Annotated in this window: 13 protein-coding genes; 10 read left to right on the top strand and 3 right to left on the bottom strand. The window is 70.2% G+C overall.

The window, feature by feature from the left end; translation table 11 throughout:
• The first annotated feature begins 82 nt into the window (after positions 1–82).
• Positions 83–772, top strand: a complete 690-nt coding sequence (locus JOD67_RS36455; protein ID WP_205122214.1) for a C39 family peptidase — start codon at positions 83–85, stop codon at positions 770–772.
• Positions 766–1,953 carry a hypothetical protein gene (locus tag JOD67_RS36450; protein WP_205122213.1) on the top strand — a complete coding sequence of 396 codons (1,188 nt, stop codon included), beginning with the start codon at positions 766–768 and terminating at the stop codon, positions 1,951–1,953. The genes JOD67_RS36455 and JOD67_RS36450 overlap by 7 nt, the downstream gene beginning before the upstream one ends.
• On the opposite strand, the gene JOD67_RS36445 is transcribed toward JOD67_RS36450, so the two are convergent.
• Complete coding sequence (locus JOD67_RS36445; protein ID WP_205122212.1) at positions 1,939–2,292, bottom strand: MmcQ/YjbR family DNA-binding protein; 354 nt, start codon at positions 2,290–2,292, stop codon at positions 1,939–1,941. The genes JOD67_RS36450 and JOD67_RS36445 overlap by 15 nt on opposite strands.
• An 80-nt stretch (positions 2,293–2,372) precedes the next feature.
• Between JOD67_RS36445 and JOD67_RS36440 the strand changes: the two genes are divergently transcribed.
• Together JOD67_RS36440 and JOD67_RS36435 are read left to right on the top strand one after the other, a co-directional pair.
• The gene (locus tag JOD67_RS36440) at positions 2,373–3,047 is read left to right on the top strand and encodes a response regulator transcription factor (protein WP_205122211.1); all 675 of its coding nucleotides are present in this window, start codon (positions 2,373–2,375) and stop codon (positions 3,045–3,047) included.
• 6 nt (positions 3,048–3,053) lie between these two features.
• Positions 3,054–4,364 (top strand): sensor histidine kinase, encoded by a 1,311-nt coding sequence (locus JOD67_RS36435; protein WP_205122210.1) that lies wholly within the window; start codon positions 3,054–3,056, stop codon positions 4,362–4,364.
• On the opposite strand, the gene JOD67_RS36430 is transcribed toward JOD67_RS36435, so the two are convergent.
• Positions 4,277–4,783, bottom strand: coding sequence for a GtrA family protein (locus JOD67_RS36430; protein ID WP_205122209.1), 507 nt, complete (start codon positions 4,781–4,783; stop codon positions 4,277–4,279). The genes JOD67_RS36435 and JOD67_RS36430 overlap by 88 nt on opposite strands.
• 215 nt (positions 4,784–4,998) lie before the next feature.
• Here JOD67_RS36430 and JOD67_RS36425 point away from each other — a divergent pair, with 215 nt between their 5' ends.
• Complete coding sequence (locus JOD67_RS36425; RefSeq protein WP_205122208.1) at positions 4,999–5,439, top strand: hypothetical protein; 441 nt, start codon at positions 4,999–5,001, stop codon at positions 5,437–5,439.
• A 1-nt stretch (position 5,440) separates the two neighbouring features.
• Here JOD67_RS36425 and JOD67_RS36420 read toward each other — a convergent pair whose 3' ends face one another.
• A complete protein-coding gene (locus JOD67_RS36420; protein WP_205122207.1) occupies positions 5,441–7,180 on the bottom strand; it encodes an FAD-dependent oxidoreductase in 1,740 nt (579 codons plus the stop codon).
• Positions 7,181–7,375: 195 nt separating this feature from the next.
• On the opposite strand from JOD67_RS36420, the gene JOD67_RS36415 reads away from it, so the two are divergent.
• From JOD67_RS36415 to JOD67_RS36395, 5 genes are all read left to right on the top strand, one after another.
• A complete protein-coding gene (locus JOD67_RS36415; protein WP_205122206.1) occupies positions 7,376–8,284 on the top strand; it encodes a LacI family DNA-binding transcriptional regulator in 909 nt (302 codons plus the stop codon).
• A gap of 36 nt (positions 8,285–8,320) precedes the next feature.
• Complete coding sequence (locus JOD67_RS36410; protein WP_275577627.1) at positions 8,321–9,217, top strand: phosphotransferase family protein; 897 nt, start codon at positions 8,321–8,323, stop codon at positions 9,215–9,217.
• A gap of 43 nt (positions 9,218–9,260) precedes the next feature.
• Entirely contained in the window at positions 9,261–10,382 is a 1,122-nt protein-coding gene (locus JOD67_RS36405; protein WP_205123313.1) for a 5-(carboxyamino)imidazole ribonucleotide synthase, read from the top strand.
• Complete coding sequence (gene purE / locus JOD67_RS36400; protein ID WP_205122204.1) at positions 10,375–10,884, top strand: 5-(carboxyamino)imidazole ribonucleotide mutase; 510 nt, start codon at positions 10,375–10,377, stop codon at positions 10,882–10,884. The genes JOD67_RS36405 and purE overlap by 8 nt, the downstream gene beginning before the upstream one ends.
• Positions 10,885–11,126: 242 nt before the next feature.
• Complete coding sequence (locus JOD67_RS36395) at positions 11,127–14,705, top strand: ABC transporter ATP-binding protein (RefSeq protein WP_205122203.1); 3,579 nt, start codon at positions 11,127–11,129, stop codon at positions 14,703–14,705.
• Positions 14,706–14,779 lie beyond the last annotated feature (74 nt).

Raw genomic sequence — 14,779 nt, 5'->3', positions numbered from 1 at the left:
GGGTCTTGGGCGCGCGGTGCCGAACACTGGCCAACGGGCGGCCAGCAGACCAGCGGACGTCCAACCAACGGGAGGGAAAGTCATGCGGAAGAGATCGATCAAGCGACTCGGTATTGCCCTGGTCGCGGGTGCCGCGGCGTTCTCGATGCTCGGGGCACCGGCCTACGCGGCGAGTGCGGACGAGGCGTCGCGGGCCGCGGCCACGCCCGCCAAGACCCTGACGGGCCTCACACACGTCGCGCAGGGGACCAGCTACTGGTGCGGCCCGGCCACGGCGTACATCCTGATCAAGGGGATGAAGCACTACGGAAAGATCTCGACGACCAACTCCGCGCCGGCGGGCTCGGCGCTCACCCAGAGCAGGCTCGCGGGAGAGCCCTATCTCGACGCCAACGACGGCAACGGCACGCAGGCCGCGGACATGCGCAAGGGCATCAACAAGTGGATCGGCCACAACTGGTTCAACATCCTGAACAATCCCACGTCCGCGGAGTTCAAGGCCAAGATCAAGAACAACATCGGCAAGGGCTACGGCGTCGCGGTGGCGACGTACGAGCCGGCCCACCAGCGGCACTACAACAACCACCCGGAGCACAAGCCCATCTACCACTGGGTGGTCGCGCGCGGTCACAACGAGAACGTCAGCAAGACCCACTTCGTCGACCCGGCGACGAACGTGTGGAGCAACGTCAACGTGCAGCCGTACTTCAGCCACTACTCCAACAGCTTCGCCAACCTGTTCGTCGGGCCCAGCGAGATGATCGTGTGGTAGTCAAGCTCCTCGCGGTGGCGGTCACGGCGTTCGCCGTGACCGCCTGCGCCGCGGACACCGGCAGTGTGAAGAGCGTGGCCGCACCGGCGCCGCCGGTCTCGTGCGGCGGGACCGGCACGACGCTGAGCGTGGCCAAGGCTTCGAACGGTGCCGCCGACCTCTTGACCACGGGCAAGCTGTTCCCTGCCAAGGCCGATCTGCTCGCCGCCGGTCCGACGGGCGAGCTGTTGATCGAGCGCGGCCGCACGGAGACCGTCGGAACCGGCGGCGGCGCGCCGACCTCTCTGCCAGGGACGTTGGCGGTGCTCGACCCGGCGACCGGCCGCGAGCAACTCGTTCGGGGTAAGGACGACCTTCAACCCGGTACCCACACCGTGTTCGCCGACCTCGACCGCGACCATGTCGTCTGGCAGCAAGAGACCAGCACCACCTTGGACGTGTCGGACTGGACGCTCGTCGCGGCCGACCGCGAGACCGGTGCGATCACCCGCCTCGCCGCGGCCAAGCCGGTCGACGCCCAAGGGCTCAAGCCCACCGTGCCTGGCTACACCATTCCCCGGTTGCACGAGGGCACGGTCTATTGGGCGGAGGCGCGCCGTGGCGTCGCCGGCAAGCGTCCCGTCGTCGGCATCCACGCTCGACCCGTCGACGCGTCGGCGCCCGAGCGGCTCGTCGTGGCGAACGCGATCCTCCCCGCCGTCACCGGCTCGTGGCTCTACTACGTCGACTTCGACGGCGAGAACGCCTCTCGGCCGGGCTACGCGATCCACCGCCTGTCGCTGCGTACCGGCAGGACCGAGACCGTCCAGCGGTCCGAGACCGGACCCGGAGTCCAGTTCCTCGCCGCCGACGGCGACAGTGTCGCCTGGGCGCTCACCGACAGCACCGTCCAGGTGCGGCGGACCGCCGACGAACCCGTGCTGACGATCGCGCCCGAGGGCGAGCAGCTCGGCTGGCTCAGCGCCGACAGGGGCCTGGTCGGCTTCGGCGACGGCAGCGGCGAGGCCAACGGCGCGTACGTGCTCGACGTACGGCGCGGCTGCCTGCACGTCCTCGCCGCCAAGGGCTCCAGCGTCGTGATCGGCGGGTCGACGGTGGCCTGGACCTCCGAGACCGCCGACGGCGGGCGCCAGCGGCTGGTCGGCTCGATCAGCGGGCCTGGCCTGTCACGGACCGAGTAGCCGCTTCGGCGCCGTCAGCCGGTAGGCCACCTCGAGCATCGCGGTCAGCTCGTCCCAGTCGTCGGGCGGGGGCTCGAGGCGGATGCCGATCCAGCCGTGGCGGCCGTTGTACGCGGGGACGAAGAAGCGCTCCGGGTCGGCGATGATCATCTCCTCCTGCGCTCCCGGCGGGGCCTTGCACCACACCGCTGGGCGGGGGTCGGAGAACCAGTGCGACCAGTACACGGCGAAGCCGCGGCCGCGGACCCGGAAGTTCAGCACGTCGGGCCCTGGCACCTCGGCCACCTCCGGGAAGGCCGCGCAGATCCGGCGGATACGCCGCAGCATCGGGCTCTTCACCGCGCCGAGCGTACGCGTTCGGTGACGTACGACCAGGCTCTTCCCACGGCAACGGGGGCAACGGTCGTACGATCGCTCCTATGACGCGGGTCATGCTCGCCGAGGACGACGCCTCGATCTCCGATCCGCTCGCCCGGGCACTCCGGCGCGAGGGGTACGACGTCGCGGTCACCGCCGAGGGCGAAGACGCACTCGGCCAGGTGCGAGGCGGCGGATTCGACCTCGTCGTCCTCGACCTTGGCCTGCCCGATCTCGACGGCCTGGAGGTGTGCCGGAGGCTCCGTGCCGACGGCAGCCGGATGCCCGTCCTCGTCCTCACCGCCCGCGCCGACGAGGTCGACACGGTCGTGGGCCTGGACGCCGGGGCCGACGACTACGTGACCAAGCCGTTCCGCCTCGCGGAGCTGCTGGCCCGTGTCAGGGCACTGCTGCGCCGCGGCACCGGCGAGCAGTGGACCGACGGAAACGGCGTACGCATCGACGCCGAGTCGCGGCGCGCCTGGCTGGACGGCGCCGAGCTGCAGCTGACCGCGAAGGAGTTCGACCTGCTCCGCGTGCTGCTGCGCGAGAGCGGCCGGGTCGTCACACGCGACCAGCTGATGCGCGAGGTCTGGGACACGACCTGGTGGTCCTCGACGAAGACGCTCGACATGCACGTGTCGTGGCTGCGACGCAAGCTCGGCGACGACGCGTCGGACCCGAAGTTCATCACGACGGTACGAGGCGTGGGCTTCCGCTTCGAGCGCGACGCGTAGGACCGGATGCGGCGCCGGCTCGTCATCACGACCGTGGTGATCGCGATCGTCGCGGCCGTGCTGTTCGGGCTGCCGATCGCGGTGTTCGGGCAGCGCTACCTGCAGGCCGGGCGGTTCGAACGGATCGAGCTCGACGCCCAGCGCGTCGCCAGCGCGGTCGACGTCCTGCTCGAGCAGCAGCGGCCGGTCACGCGTGCCGCGGTCGCGGCGGCCGCGCACGACGGCGAGCGCGTGCTGGTGTGGCACGAGGAGGACCTGCTGCTGGCGTTCGGGCCGACCGTGCCCGCGGCCGAGTCGATCTCCGCCGAGGCGGTCAGCCGCGACGGCGTCCGCGTGCAGGTGCTGGAGCCGCGGTCGGCGGTCGAGGGCGAGGTCCACACGTTGTGGCTCGCGCTCGCGGCGTTCGGGGTGCTGGCGATGCTGGCCGCGGCGGCGCTGGGGATCTGGCAGGCGCGGCGGCTGTCCCGTTCGCTCGTCCTGCTCGCCGACGCGGCGGAGCGGGTGGGCTCGGGCGCGGTACGGACGCCGAGCGCGCGGTACGACGTCCCCGAGCTCGACCGGGTCGCCGAGGTCCTCGACCAGAGCGCGGACCGGATCGCGGAGATGCTCGCGGCCGAGCGCCAGCTGTCCCAGGACGCGTCGCACCAGCTGCGGACGCCGTTGACCGCGTTGTCGATGCGGCTGGAGGAGATCCTCGCGACCGACTCGCCGGACGTCGTCCGCGAGGAGGCGCGGATCGCGCTGGGGCAGGTCGAACGGCTGTCGCAGGTCGTCGATCGGCTGCTGACGCGTTCCCGCGACACGCACTCGGCGCGGCGGATCGTGGTGCCGGTGGACTCGGTGGTGGACCAGCAGCTCGCGGAGTGGCGGCCGGCGTTCGACGCGGTGGGCCGGCGTCTGGAGGTGCTCGGGGTCGACGGGCTGGCGGTGTCGGCGGGGCCTGGGACGCTGGGGCTGGTGCTGGCGACGTTGCTGGAGAACGCCCTGCACCACGGCCGCGGCACGGTGCGGGTGCGGCGGCGGTCAGCGGGTGGCTCGGCGGTGGTCGAGGTGGCCGACGACGGGCCGGGGATCCCGGAGGCGCTCGGCCAGCGCGTCTTCGAACGCGCCGTCAGCGGGCGGCGCGGTACGGGACTGGGGCTTGCGGTGGCGCGTGATCTGGCCGAGGCGGACGGCGGGCGGCTGGAGCTGATCTCGCGGCGGCCGGCCGTCTTCGCGGTGTTCCTGCCTCAGGCGGCCGAGGAGAGCTTGACCTCGGTCTCTTCCTCCGGGCCCTTGGACGGGGCGGAGACCTCGCGGAACAGGAAGCGGCGGTAGGACCAGAAGCGGAAGATTGTGCCGCAGCCGATGCCGAACAGGTTGGCGAGGTTGTTCGAGAGCGGGTCGTGCAGGTTGAGGACGTAGATCACGAACCCGAGGACGGCCAGGTTGAGGACCAGGCCGACACCGTTCAGCACGAAGAACAGGCTGTACTCGAAGTGCAGCGCGCGGCGCTCGCGGTTCTTCCAGGTCCAGTGCCGGTTGCCGAAGTAGGCGACGATCGTCGCGAGGCAGACGGAGATGACCCGCGCGGTGAGCGGCTTGTGCTGGAGGATCCCGCTGCCGTCGAAGTCGTACCGGAGCAGGTTGAACGCACCCATGTCGACCACGAACGCGACGGCGCCGATGATCCCGAACTTGGCAACCTCGTGGGCGAGCTTGTCGACCTTGCCGTAGAGCGACTTGAGCAGCTTCACGCGGGACCTCGGGGCGAGTTCGGGGGAAGTCACGGACATCGGACAGGGGCGGACAAGTCGCCGAGCCTACCGGCCCTTTGTGGCAACGGCTGAGCCGACGCCCCCGATTCCGCCCCTGATAGTTCCCTGAGGCACCTACCGTGCTCGAGTGCCGCGATGGTCCGCGGATCGGGGCTAGCCTTCCGGGCGTCAGCGGACTTGGCGGAGGGCAGCAGATGCGGAACACCGAGATGGCGAGACTCGAAGGGCTCGAGGGTGTGTGGACGACGACGATGTCCGACGCCTGGTTCCTGGAGCCGCCGGGCGTCACCGTGCCGGGCAGCGCGACGATCGAGTGGCTCGGGGAGTCGCTCCTGGTCGTACGGGTCCAGTTCGCCGGCAGCGAGCACGTGCACTCCGAGCTGTCCCTGGTCATCGGTCGCAGCGACCCGAACGACCGCTGGACCGCCCTCCACCAGGACGATCGCGGCACCTGCCGGGAGTACGCCATGACGTTCGACGGCGCGCGCTGGACGCTGCTCCGCGAGGACCCGGACATGCATCAGCGCTTCGTCGCCGCCGTCGAGCAGGACCGCATCCTCGGCCGCTGGGAGGCGTCGGAGGATGCGGGCACCACGTGGCGCAAGGACTACGACCTGACGTTCGTCCGCACCTGAGCTACTCCGCCAGGCGGCCGGAGACGGCGAGGTCGGGGCCTTCCGTCAGCTTGGCGATCTCGGCCGGCGTCTCCGGCACGGTCTCGCGGGCGATGGTGCCGTCCAGGCGCCAGGTCAGGTTGACGGTCAGCGCGGGATCGAGGTTCGGGTAGTCCGAACGGTTGTGCGCCCCACGGGTCTCGCGCCGTTCCAGCGCCGTCTGCAGGGTGGCGCGGGCGGCGAGCAGGGAGCCCTTGAGGTCGAACGTGTGCGCCAGGTCGTCGTACCCCGCGATGTCCGGCCGTACCTCCAGCCCCGCCACCCGCTCCTCGACCGCGGCGAGCTTGGTCAACCCCGCATTCAGCCCGTCCTCCGAACGCACGACGCCGCAGTGCTCGCTCATCACGTCCCGCACCGCCCGCTGCAACGGCCGCGCGAACTCCTCGCCGCGCTGGGCGAGGATCTCGTCGACCTCCGCCTGCGCCGCCGCGACCACCGCGCGGTCCCGTACCTGGACGTCGAGCGACTCCGACCACTCCGCCGCCTCGGCGCCCACGATCCGGCCGAACACGATGCAGTCGACGAGCGAGTTGCCGCCCAGCCGGTTCGCGCCGTGCACGCCGGTCGCGCACTCGCCGATCGCGTACAGCCCCTCGACGTCGGTCTGGTGCGTCGTCGGGTCGACCCACACGCCGCCCATCGAGTAGTGCGCGGTCGGCGCGACCTCCATCGGCTGGCGGGTGATGTCGACCATGAGCAGGTCGACGAACTGCCGGTACATCCGCGGCAGCCGCTGCAGCACGAGCTCGCGATCCAGGTGCGAGACGTCGAGGAGTACGCCGCCGTGCTCGGAGCCGCGGCCCTCGGCGATCTCGGTGTAGTTGGCGAGCGCGACGCGGTCCCGCGTGGACAGCTCGAGCCGCTCGGGGTCGTACCGCTCCATGAACCGTTCGCCCTGCGAGTTGCGCAGGATCCCGCCCTCGCCGCGGACGGCCTCGGTGACGAGCGTGCCGGCGGCGTCCTCGGGAAAGACCATGCCGGTCGGGTGGAACTGCACGAGCTCGACGTCGCGCAGCCGGCAGCCCGCCTCGGCCGCGAGGCGCATCGCGTCGCCGGTGTTCTCGTCGCGACGGCTGCTGGAGCGGCGCCAGATGCGCGTGTGCCCGCCGGCCGCGAGGATCACGGCGTCGGCGAGGATCACCGTTCGGCTGCCGTCCTCGATGCGGAAGCCGTACGCGCCGAACACGCGGCCGTCGTGCACGAGCAGCTTGGTGATGTAGAGGTCGTCGCGGATCGGGACGTTGAGCTCGTTGGCTCGTTTCACCAACGTACGTTGGATCTCCCGGCCGGTGTAGTCGCCGGAGAAGCAGGTACGGCGGTACTTGTGGGCGCCGAAGAACCGCTGGCTCAGCCGGCCGTCTTCCTCGCGCTGGAACTCCGCGCCGTACCCGACCAGATCGTCGATCGCGCGCGGCGCCTCCTTGGCGAGCAGCTCGACCGTCCGCGGGTCGGCGAGCCAGTACGACTCGCGGATCGTGTCCGCGGCGTGCTGCTGCCAGGTGTCCTCCGGATCCATCGTCCCGAGCACGGCATTGATGCCGCCGGCGGCGAGAACCGTGTGGGCGTCGTCCTTGCGGCGCTTGCCGACGCAGAGCACCTGGGTGCCGCGTTCGGCAAGCTCGATCGCGGCCCGCAACCCCGCGGCTCCGGTGCCGATGACGAGAACGTTGGTGGCCGTTCGGTGCTCAGGAGCGTGGCTCATGCCTCGAAAGTAGACCCCGCCGGCCGGTGAGTGTGTGCGGTTGTGAGCAGCGCGACATGAGGTCTGGATCACGTCTGACCGTGGTGGTCTGCGGCTGACTCCGGCAGACACTGGCAAGTCTTGTCAGGAGGTTCGGGGCGCGCCTACGATCGCTTGGGTCGAAGCGATTCGACTCGCGCCTTGAGGGAGGCCGCGATGGTCAAGATCGCCGATGTGGCCAAGCACGCGAAGGTGGCGCCCAGCACGGTCTCGTACGTGCTGAGCGGCAAGCGGCCGATCTCGCCGGAGGTGCGGCGGCGGGTCGAGGAGAGCATCCGGGCGCTCGGGTACCAACCCCACGCCGGGGCGCGAGCTTTGGCCAGCAGGCGAACGAACATCATCGCGCTCGTCATCCCGCTGCGAACGGGCGTCCACGTCCCCGTTCTCATGCGCTTCGTCACCGCCGTCACGGCTCGCGCGAGGCAGTTCGACCACGACGTCCTGCTGCTCACCCAGGGCGAAGGCGAGCGCGGACTGCAACGGGTACAGGGGAGTTCTCTCGCCGACGCGATCATCGTGATGGACGACGAGCTCAACGACGAGCGCCTCCCGCTCCTCCGCGATCTGGAGACCCCAGCGGTACTGATCGGCTCTCCCAGGGACTCCACCGACCTCACCTGCATCGACCTCGACTTCCACGCGGCCGGCGCCAAGTGCGTCGCGCATCTGGCCGATCTCGGTCACCGCCACGTCGCCCTGGTGGGGACGACGGCGCGCGTCGCCGATGGGGCACACGCGGCGGCAGCCACGCGAGGTGTCGAGGTCGCCACCAGGATGGACGACCACGTCACCGGCGTGATCGTGCAGAACGTGCCGGCGCTCGAGTCGTGGCTCCACACCCTCCGGCCGGACGTCGCCGTCGTGGCGATCTGCCCGGACGAGGTCGCCGAACGCCTCGACCTCACCGCCGTCGCCCTACCCGCGGAAGACGTCGGCCGGCGCGCGGTGGAGCTCGCGATGGCCAAGCTGGACGGCGAACCCGTGGATGCGGAGACCGTTCTCGCGCCCACCTTGACGATCCGCGCGAGCACCGCCTACTCCCGTTCGAGCCAGCTGGCGGAGTAGAGGCCTCTTGCGCATGGGTGCGGCTCCGCGGAGCGGCTGATCAGGGGAGACGAGAACGAGGTCCACCACGTGACGCTGGTCGACGGATCGGCTGTGTACGTGCGGGTCTCGCTTCCAGGAACGGCGTCGAGCCTGGTGCGCCACGAGGCTTGGGCGATGGGCCGGGCACGCGACGCGGGCGTGCCGGTGCCCGACGTTCTGGACATCCGGTCGATCGAGACCGGCGACGATGTGCGTACGGCGATGGTGATCCGGGCGGCGAACGGTCGCCAGCTCGGGCAGCTCCTTCCGGAGCTCACGCCCGCTCAGCGCTCGACCGCGATGGGCGAGGTCGGCCGAGCGTTGGGGATCCTGAACGCGATCCCGACGTCCGGTGCGTGGGAGCCCGAGGGGGAGGGCCGGTGGGCCGATCCCGACGCGCATCGGGAGCGCTATCTGGCGAACGTCCTCGCCGACACCCAGCACCTGCCGGCTGCGGGACTCAGCGCGTCGGAGGTCGACCGGGTGGTCGAGGTGCTGGAGTCCTTCCCCGTCGAGCCAGCTCTCGCGTTGTGTCATGGGGACGTATCGCCGGAGCACCTGTTCGTCGATGCCGAGTTGCGCGTGGTGGGCCTCATCGACTTCGGCCAGTGGTACGCGGGATCGGCCGCGTCCGAGCTCTCCGGCGTCGGGATGCTGATGGCTGAGCCGGACTTCGAGGCGATCGTCGCCGGCCACCCGCAAGGTGACGTGGCCCGGGCGGAGATCGGCTGGCACACGATCACGCAGGCGACGGGGCAGATCCGGTGGTTGGTGACGAGCGGCCAGCTGCAGGAAGTGAGCAGGCCGGTCGCCGCACTCCGCGCTGCCCTCGCCTACTCCCGTTCGAGCCCCGCCACGCCGCGCGCGAATTCGGGGACACGCCTGGCCGGGCGGGACGGGTGGCCGCGATAGCCTCACGAGCGTGGTGGAACTCGTAGGGGTGCCGACCGTCGGCATGATCGGCGGCGGGCAGCTGGCGCGGATGACGCACCAGGCCGGGATCGCGCTCGGCGTGCGTTTCAGGCTGCTGGCCGAGGGGCCGGACGTGTCAGCGGCGCAGGTGGTGCGCGATCCGGTCGTGGGGGACTACACCGATCTCGACACCCTGCGGCGATTCACCGACGGCTGCGACGTGGTGACGTTCGACCACGAGCACGTGCCGACCGCGCACCTGCATGTGTTGGAGGAGGCCGGCGTCACCGTACGTCCCGGCCCACACGCGCTGGTCTTCGCGCAGGACAAGGGCCTGATGCGGGAACGCCTTACCGGGTTGGGAATTCCCTGCCCGAGGTGGCGGAAGGCGACGACGGCCGAGGAACTGGTCGCGTTCGGCAAGGAACTCGGCGGGCCGCTGGTCGTCAAGACCCAGCGCGGCGGGTACGACGGCAAGGGCGTGTGGGTGCTGGGCGACGCGACCTACGAGGCCGTGGAGGAGCCCGTCGCCACCGGCGTCCCGCTGCTGGCCGAGGAGCACGTGTCGTATGTACGCGAGCTGTCCGCGCTGGTGGCGCGCAGCCCGCACGGGCAGGCGATCGCGTACCCGATCGTCGAGTCGGTTCAGCGCGACGGCATCTGCCACGAGGTGATCTCGCCGGCGCCGAACCTCGAGCCGCGGCTCGCGACGGAGGCGCAGGAGATCGCGCTGACGCTGGCGAAGGAGCTGGACATCGTTGGGGTGTTGGCGGTTGAGCTCTTCGAGACCTCCGACGGCCGGATCCTGGTGAACGAGCTCGCGATGCGGCCGCACAACACCGGGCACTGGTCGATCGACGGCGCGGTGACGAGCCAGTTCGAGAACCACCTTCGCGCCGTGCTCGACCTCCCGTTGGGTTCGCCGCGCACGCGGGCGCCCTGGACGGTGATGGTGAACGTGCTGGGCGGGACCGCGCCGAACATGCACTACGCGTTCCTGCACACCCAGGCACGGGATCCGGAGCTGCGGATTCACCTGTACGGCAAGGAAGTTCGGCCGGGACGGAAGATCGGGCACGTGACGACGTACGGCTCGGACCTGGAGAACGTGCTCGAGCGGGCGCGGCACGCGGCGGCCTATCTGGCGGGAGAGATCGATGAGTGAGGCGCGCGTCGGCATCGTGATGGGCTCGGACTCGGACTGGCCCGTCATGGAGGCGGCCTCGGTCGCGCTGGACGAGTTCTCGGTGCCACACGAGGTCGACGTGGTGTCGGCGCACCGGATGGCGCAGGCGATGATCGCGTACGGCGAGTCCGCCGCCGCGCGCGGCCTGCAGGTGCTCATCGCCGGCGCGGGCGGTGCCGCCCATCTGCCGGGCATGCTCGCCAGCGTGACCCCGCTGCCCGTGATCGGCGTGCCCGTTCCGCTGAAGTACCTGGACGGGCTCGACTCCCTGCTCTCGATCGTCCAGATGCCCGCCGGCGTCCCGGTGGCGACCGTGGCGGTCGGGAACGCGCGGAACGCCGGACTCCTCGCCGTCCGCATCCTCGCCGCCTCGGACCTGGAGCTGCGCAAGGCCATGGAGCAGTTCCAGCTCGACCTGGAGGCCCAGGCCCGCGCCAAGGGCGAGGCTCTGCGCCGGAAACGGTCAGAACCCACCAGCTAGCTGTACTCGGCCAGGACGTTGGTGGCCGTTGCGTCGTGGCGGTGGCGGGCGTGGCCGCCAATGATCATGTTTACATGATCATTGGCCCCTTTACGTGGGGTGGACGTCAGGTAGAGCGGTCACTCGCCGTGTAGAGCTGATCGTTGGGGGCGCAGACCACCGCCTCCGGCAGCGAGTCGGCTGGTGGCCGGGCACGGCCAACGGGTTGCGCCCACCGACCAGCTATCGCTAAGAGTAGTCGGATGGCCACTTTTCGCGACCGATCTCCGTTCCGTCGCATGGTGGGCTACTGCCGCGAACATCGGGCGGCGGTCGCGCTCGGGTTCGTCACGTCGATCGTCGGGAGCGCGGCGCTCGCCGGGATTCCGTTGGTGGTCAAGCAGATCGTCGACGATCGGGCGAACGTCGGACCGTGGCTGGGGCTGCTGGCCGCCGCGGCACTCCTCAGGTTCGTCGCCGGGACCGTGCGCCGGTACGTGTCCGGCACGCTGGGCTACGGCGTCGGCGCGCGGCTGAGGACCGACGTCTTCGACGCGCTGCAGCGGCTGGACGGAGCGCAGTACGACCGGCTCAAGGCAGGGCAGGTCGTCGGCCGGGTCGTCACCGACGTCGGCTCGGTCGAGACCGCTCTGCGCAACGTCCCGCAGCTCGCCTCGAACGCGGTGATGTTCGCGCTGTCGTTGGTCATCATGCTCACGCTCTCCCCGCTGCTCACTCTGGTCGCGCTCGTCGCCGCGCCCCTTCTGTTCGTCTCAGCGAGGCGGGGGAGCGCGTTCCTCACCCCGCTGCACCGCGACTACTCCCAGCAGACCGGCGTCCTCGCCGGCGTCGTCGAGTCCGCGGTGAGCGGCGTACGCGTCATCAAGGGCTTCGGCCAGGAGCACCGCGAGCAGGAACGGTTCGAGAAACAGGCCGGCCACCTGTACGACCTCGGCGTCAGAAGAGCCAACGCCGCAAGCAACTTCTACCCCGCGCTCAACGCGATCCCGGCCATCGCCCAGGTCGCCGTGCTCGCGTTCGGCGGCTGGCTCGCCCTCGACGGCAGGATCACGCTCGGCACGTTCCTCGCGTTCGCCACCTACCTCGCCGCTACCGTCGCCCCGGTCCGCTGGCTGGTCACCCAGCTTCCCGCTCTCGTCGAGGCGAAGGCCGGCCTGCTGAGGCTGCTCGAGGTCATCGACGCGAAGCCGACCGTCACCGACAAGCCAGACGCCCAGAAAGCCCCGGACGGACCGCTCAGCATCGACCTCGAGCACGTCACGTTCGGGTACGACCACGACTATCCCGTCCTCCACGACGTCACGCTCCACGTCGAAGCCGGCGAGACGCTCGCGCTCGTCGGCGCTCCGGGGTCCGGCAAGTCCACGATCGCCTTGCTGCTCACGCGTTTCTACGATCCCCAGCAAGGGACGATCAGCCTGAACGGCACCGACATCGCCGACCTCACGGTCGAGTCCGTACGCGAACGCGTCGCGATGGTCTTCGAGGACAGCTTCCTGTTCTCCGACACGCTGCGCTCCAACATCGCGTTCGGGCGCTCTGACGAACGGGTGGCCGAAGCAGCCCGCCAGGCCGAGGCAGACCCCTTCATCGACGACCTCCCGAACGGCTACGACACCGTCGTCGGCGAACGAGGACTCACGCTCTCCGGCGGCCAACGCCAACGCGTCGCGCTCGCGCGGGCGATGCTCACCGCGCCGCCGATCCTCGTTCTGGACGACGCCACCTCCGCGGTCGACGCCGGCGTCGAGGCCGACATCCTCGCAACCCTCAGGCAGGCAACGCGAAACCGCACCACGCTGCTCATCGCCCACCGGCGCAGCTCTCTCAGACTCGCCGACCGCATCGCCGTTCTCGACCGGGGCAGGGTCGTCGACGTCGGCACCCACGCCGAGCTCCTAGCACGCTGCCCCCACTACCGCACGCTCCTCCACAACCCCGCCGACTTCCCTTACCCGACTGGGGTTCTGCAACGTGGCAAGGAGCCCCAAAACCCCAGTCCGGTAAGGGAAGTGGGGTCGGGCTGTGGAGATGTGGACGCCGACGTACGGCGGGCTAGGGAGCCCGAGCCGAAGCTCAGCGCGCGCAAGTTGCTCGGGCCGCTGTGGGCCAGCCTCGCGCTTGTCGTCGCCGCCATGGGCCTGGAGTCGATTGCCAACCTCGCTCTCCCGCTGCTCACCAGATCCGCCATCGACAACGGTGTCGGCAAGGACGCGCCAGGGGTCCTCGTCCAGGCCTCCGTCGCCGCACTGGTGCTCGTCCTGCTCACCTGGGCGATCCGGGTCTTCCACGAACGCGTCGTCGGACGCACCGGCGAACAGGCCCGGCTCTGGTTGGAGGTCAAGGCGTTCGCCCACCTGCAACGGCTCGGCCTCGACTACTACGAACGCGAGCACAGCGGCGGCGTGCTCACCCGCATGACCAGCGACATCTCCGCGATCACCAGTTTCATCCAACGCAGCTTCGGCACTCTCGTCACCGCGGTCGCCGAGTTCACCGGCGTGCTCGTCGTCATGCTGATCCTGCAGCCCCGGCTCACGCTCGCCCTCGTCGTGCTGCTGCCGCTGTTCGTCGCCTCCGTCTTCGCCTACCGACGTTGGTCGAGGCGCGCGTACGACGAAGCCCGCGACCGCCTCAGCGAGCTCAACACCGACCTGCAGGAGAACATCGCCGGCCTCCGCGTCGCCCAGGCGTACGGCCATCAGGACGCCAGCAGAAGAACATTCAGGCAGCTCGTCGATAAGCATCTCCAAGCCCGCTTGCGATCCGAGCGCTACCTCGCGGTCTTCACCTCGTTCACCGAGCTCGTCGGCGACCTCGCCCTCGTCGTCGTCCTCGCGGTCGGCGCGACGCTGGTCGCGGGCGGCGACCTCACGACGGGCGGCCTGATCGCGTTCGTCCTCTACATCAACCTGCTGTTCGGCCCGGTCCAGCTGATGACGCTCGTGATCGACAGCTACCAACGCGCCCAAGTAGGCCTGGAGAGGTTGCGCGAGCTGCTCGGCACGAGAACGTCGACCCCGCAGACCGCCCACCCGCAAACAGTCGACACCGTCACCGACGCGATCACGTTCGACGACGTCCACTTCACCTACCAGGGTGCGGCAAGGGAGGCCGTCAGCAGCATCGACCTCGAGATCACCCGAGGCCAAACCGTCGCTGTCGTTGGCGAAACCGGCGCCGGCAAGTCGACCCTGCTCAAGCTGATGGCGAGGTTCTACGACCCGACGCGAGGCGCGATCACCATCGGCGGAACGGACCTGCGCCAGCTCGATCTGGCCAGCTACCGCAGCAGGCTCGGCATCGTCCCGCAGGAGCCGTACCTGTTCGCCGGCACGGTCCGCGACGCGATCGCGTACGGCCGCCCGCACGCCACCGACACGCAGGTCGAGGACGCGGCCAGAGCCGTCGGCGCGCACGACATGATCGCCACCCTGCGGTACGACTACCACCACGAGCTCGGCGAGGGCGGCAAGGGCATCTCCGCCGGCCAACGCCAGCTGCTCGCCCTGGCCCGGGCGCAGCTCGTCGATCCCGACGTACTGCTGCTCGACGAAGCCATGTCGACCCTCGACCTCGCCACCGAGGCCGCGGTCACCGCCGCGATGCGCCACCTCACCGAGCCGCGCACGACGCTGATCATCGCCCACCGGCTCTCCACCGCGATGACCTGCGACCGCATTCTGGTGATGGCCGCCGGGCGGATCGCGGAGGCCGGCACGCACCAGGAGCTGCTCGACCGCGGCGGGCGATACGCGAGGCTATGGGCCGCCTTCAACGGAGTCCAAGACACACGTCGCACGTTGTTCACCCAGCGTTAACGCCTGGTCGGGACCACCCCCGCGTCCCATCTTCGTAGTGTGAAGCAGTCGGGATGGGGGGTTAGCAATGGGGG

It is taken from the genome of Tenggerimyces flavus (assembly GCF_016907715.1).
Classification (GTDB): domain Bacteria; phylum Actinomycetota; class Actinomycetes; order Propionibacteriales; family Actinopolymorphaceae; genus Tenggerimyces; species Tenggerimyces flavus.
Note: the sequence above shows the minus strand (reverse complement) of the source record. Positions and strands in the feature narration are given on the sequence as shown.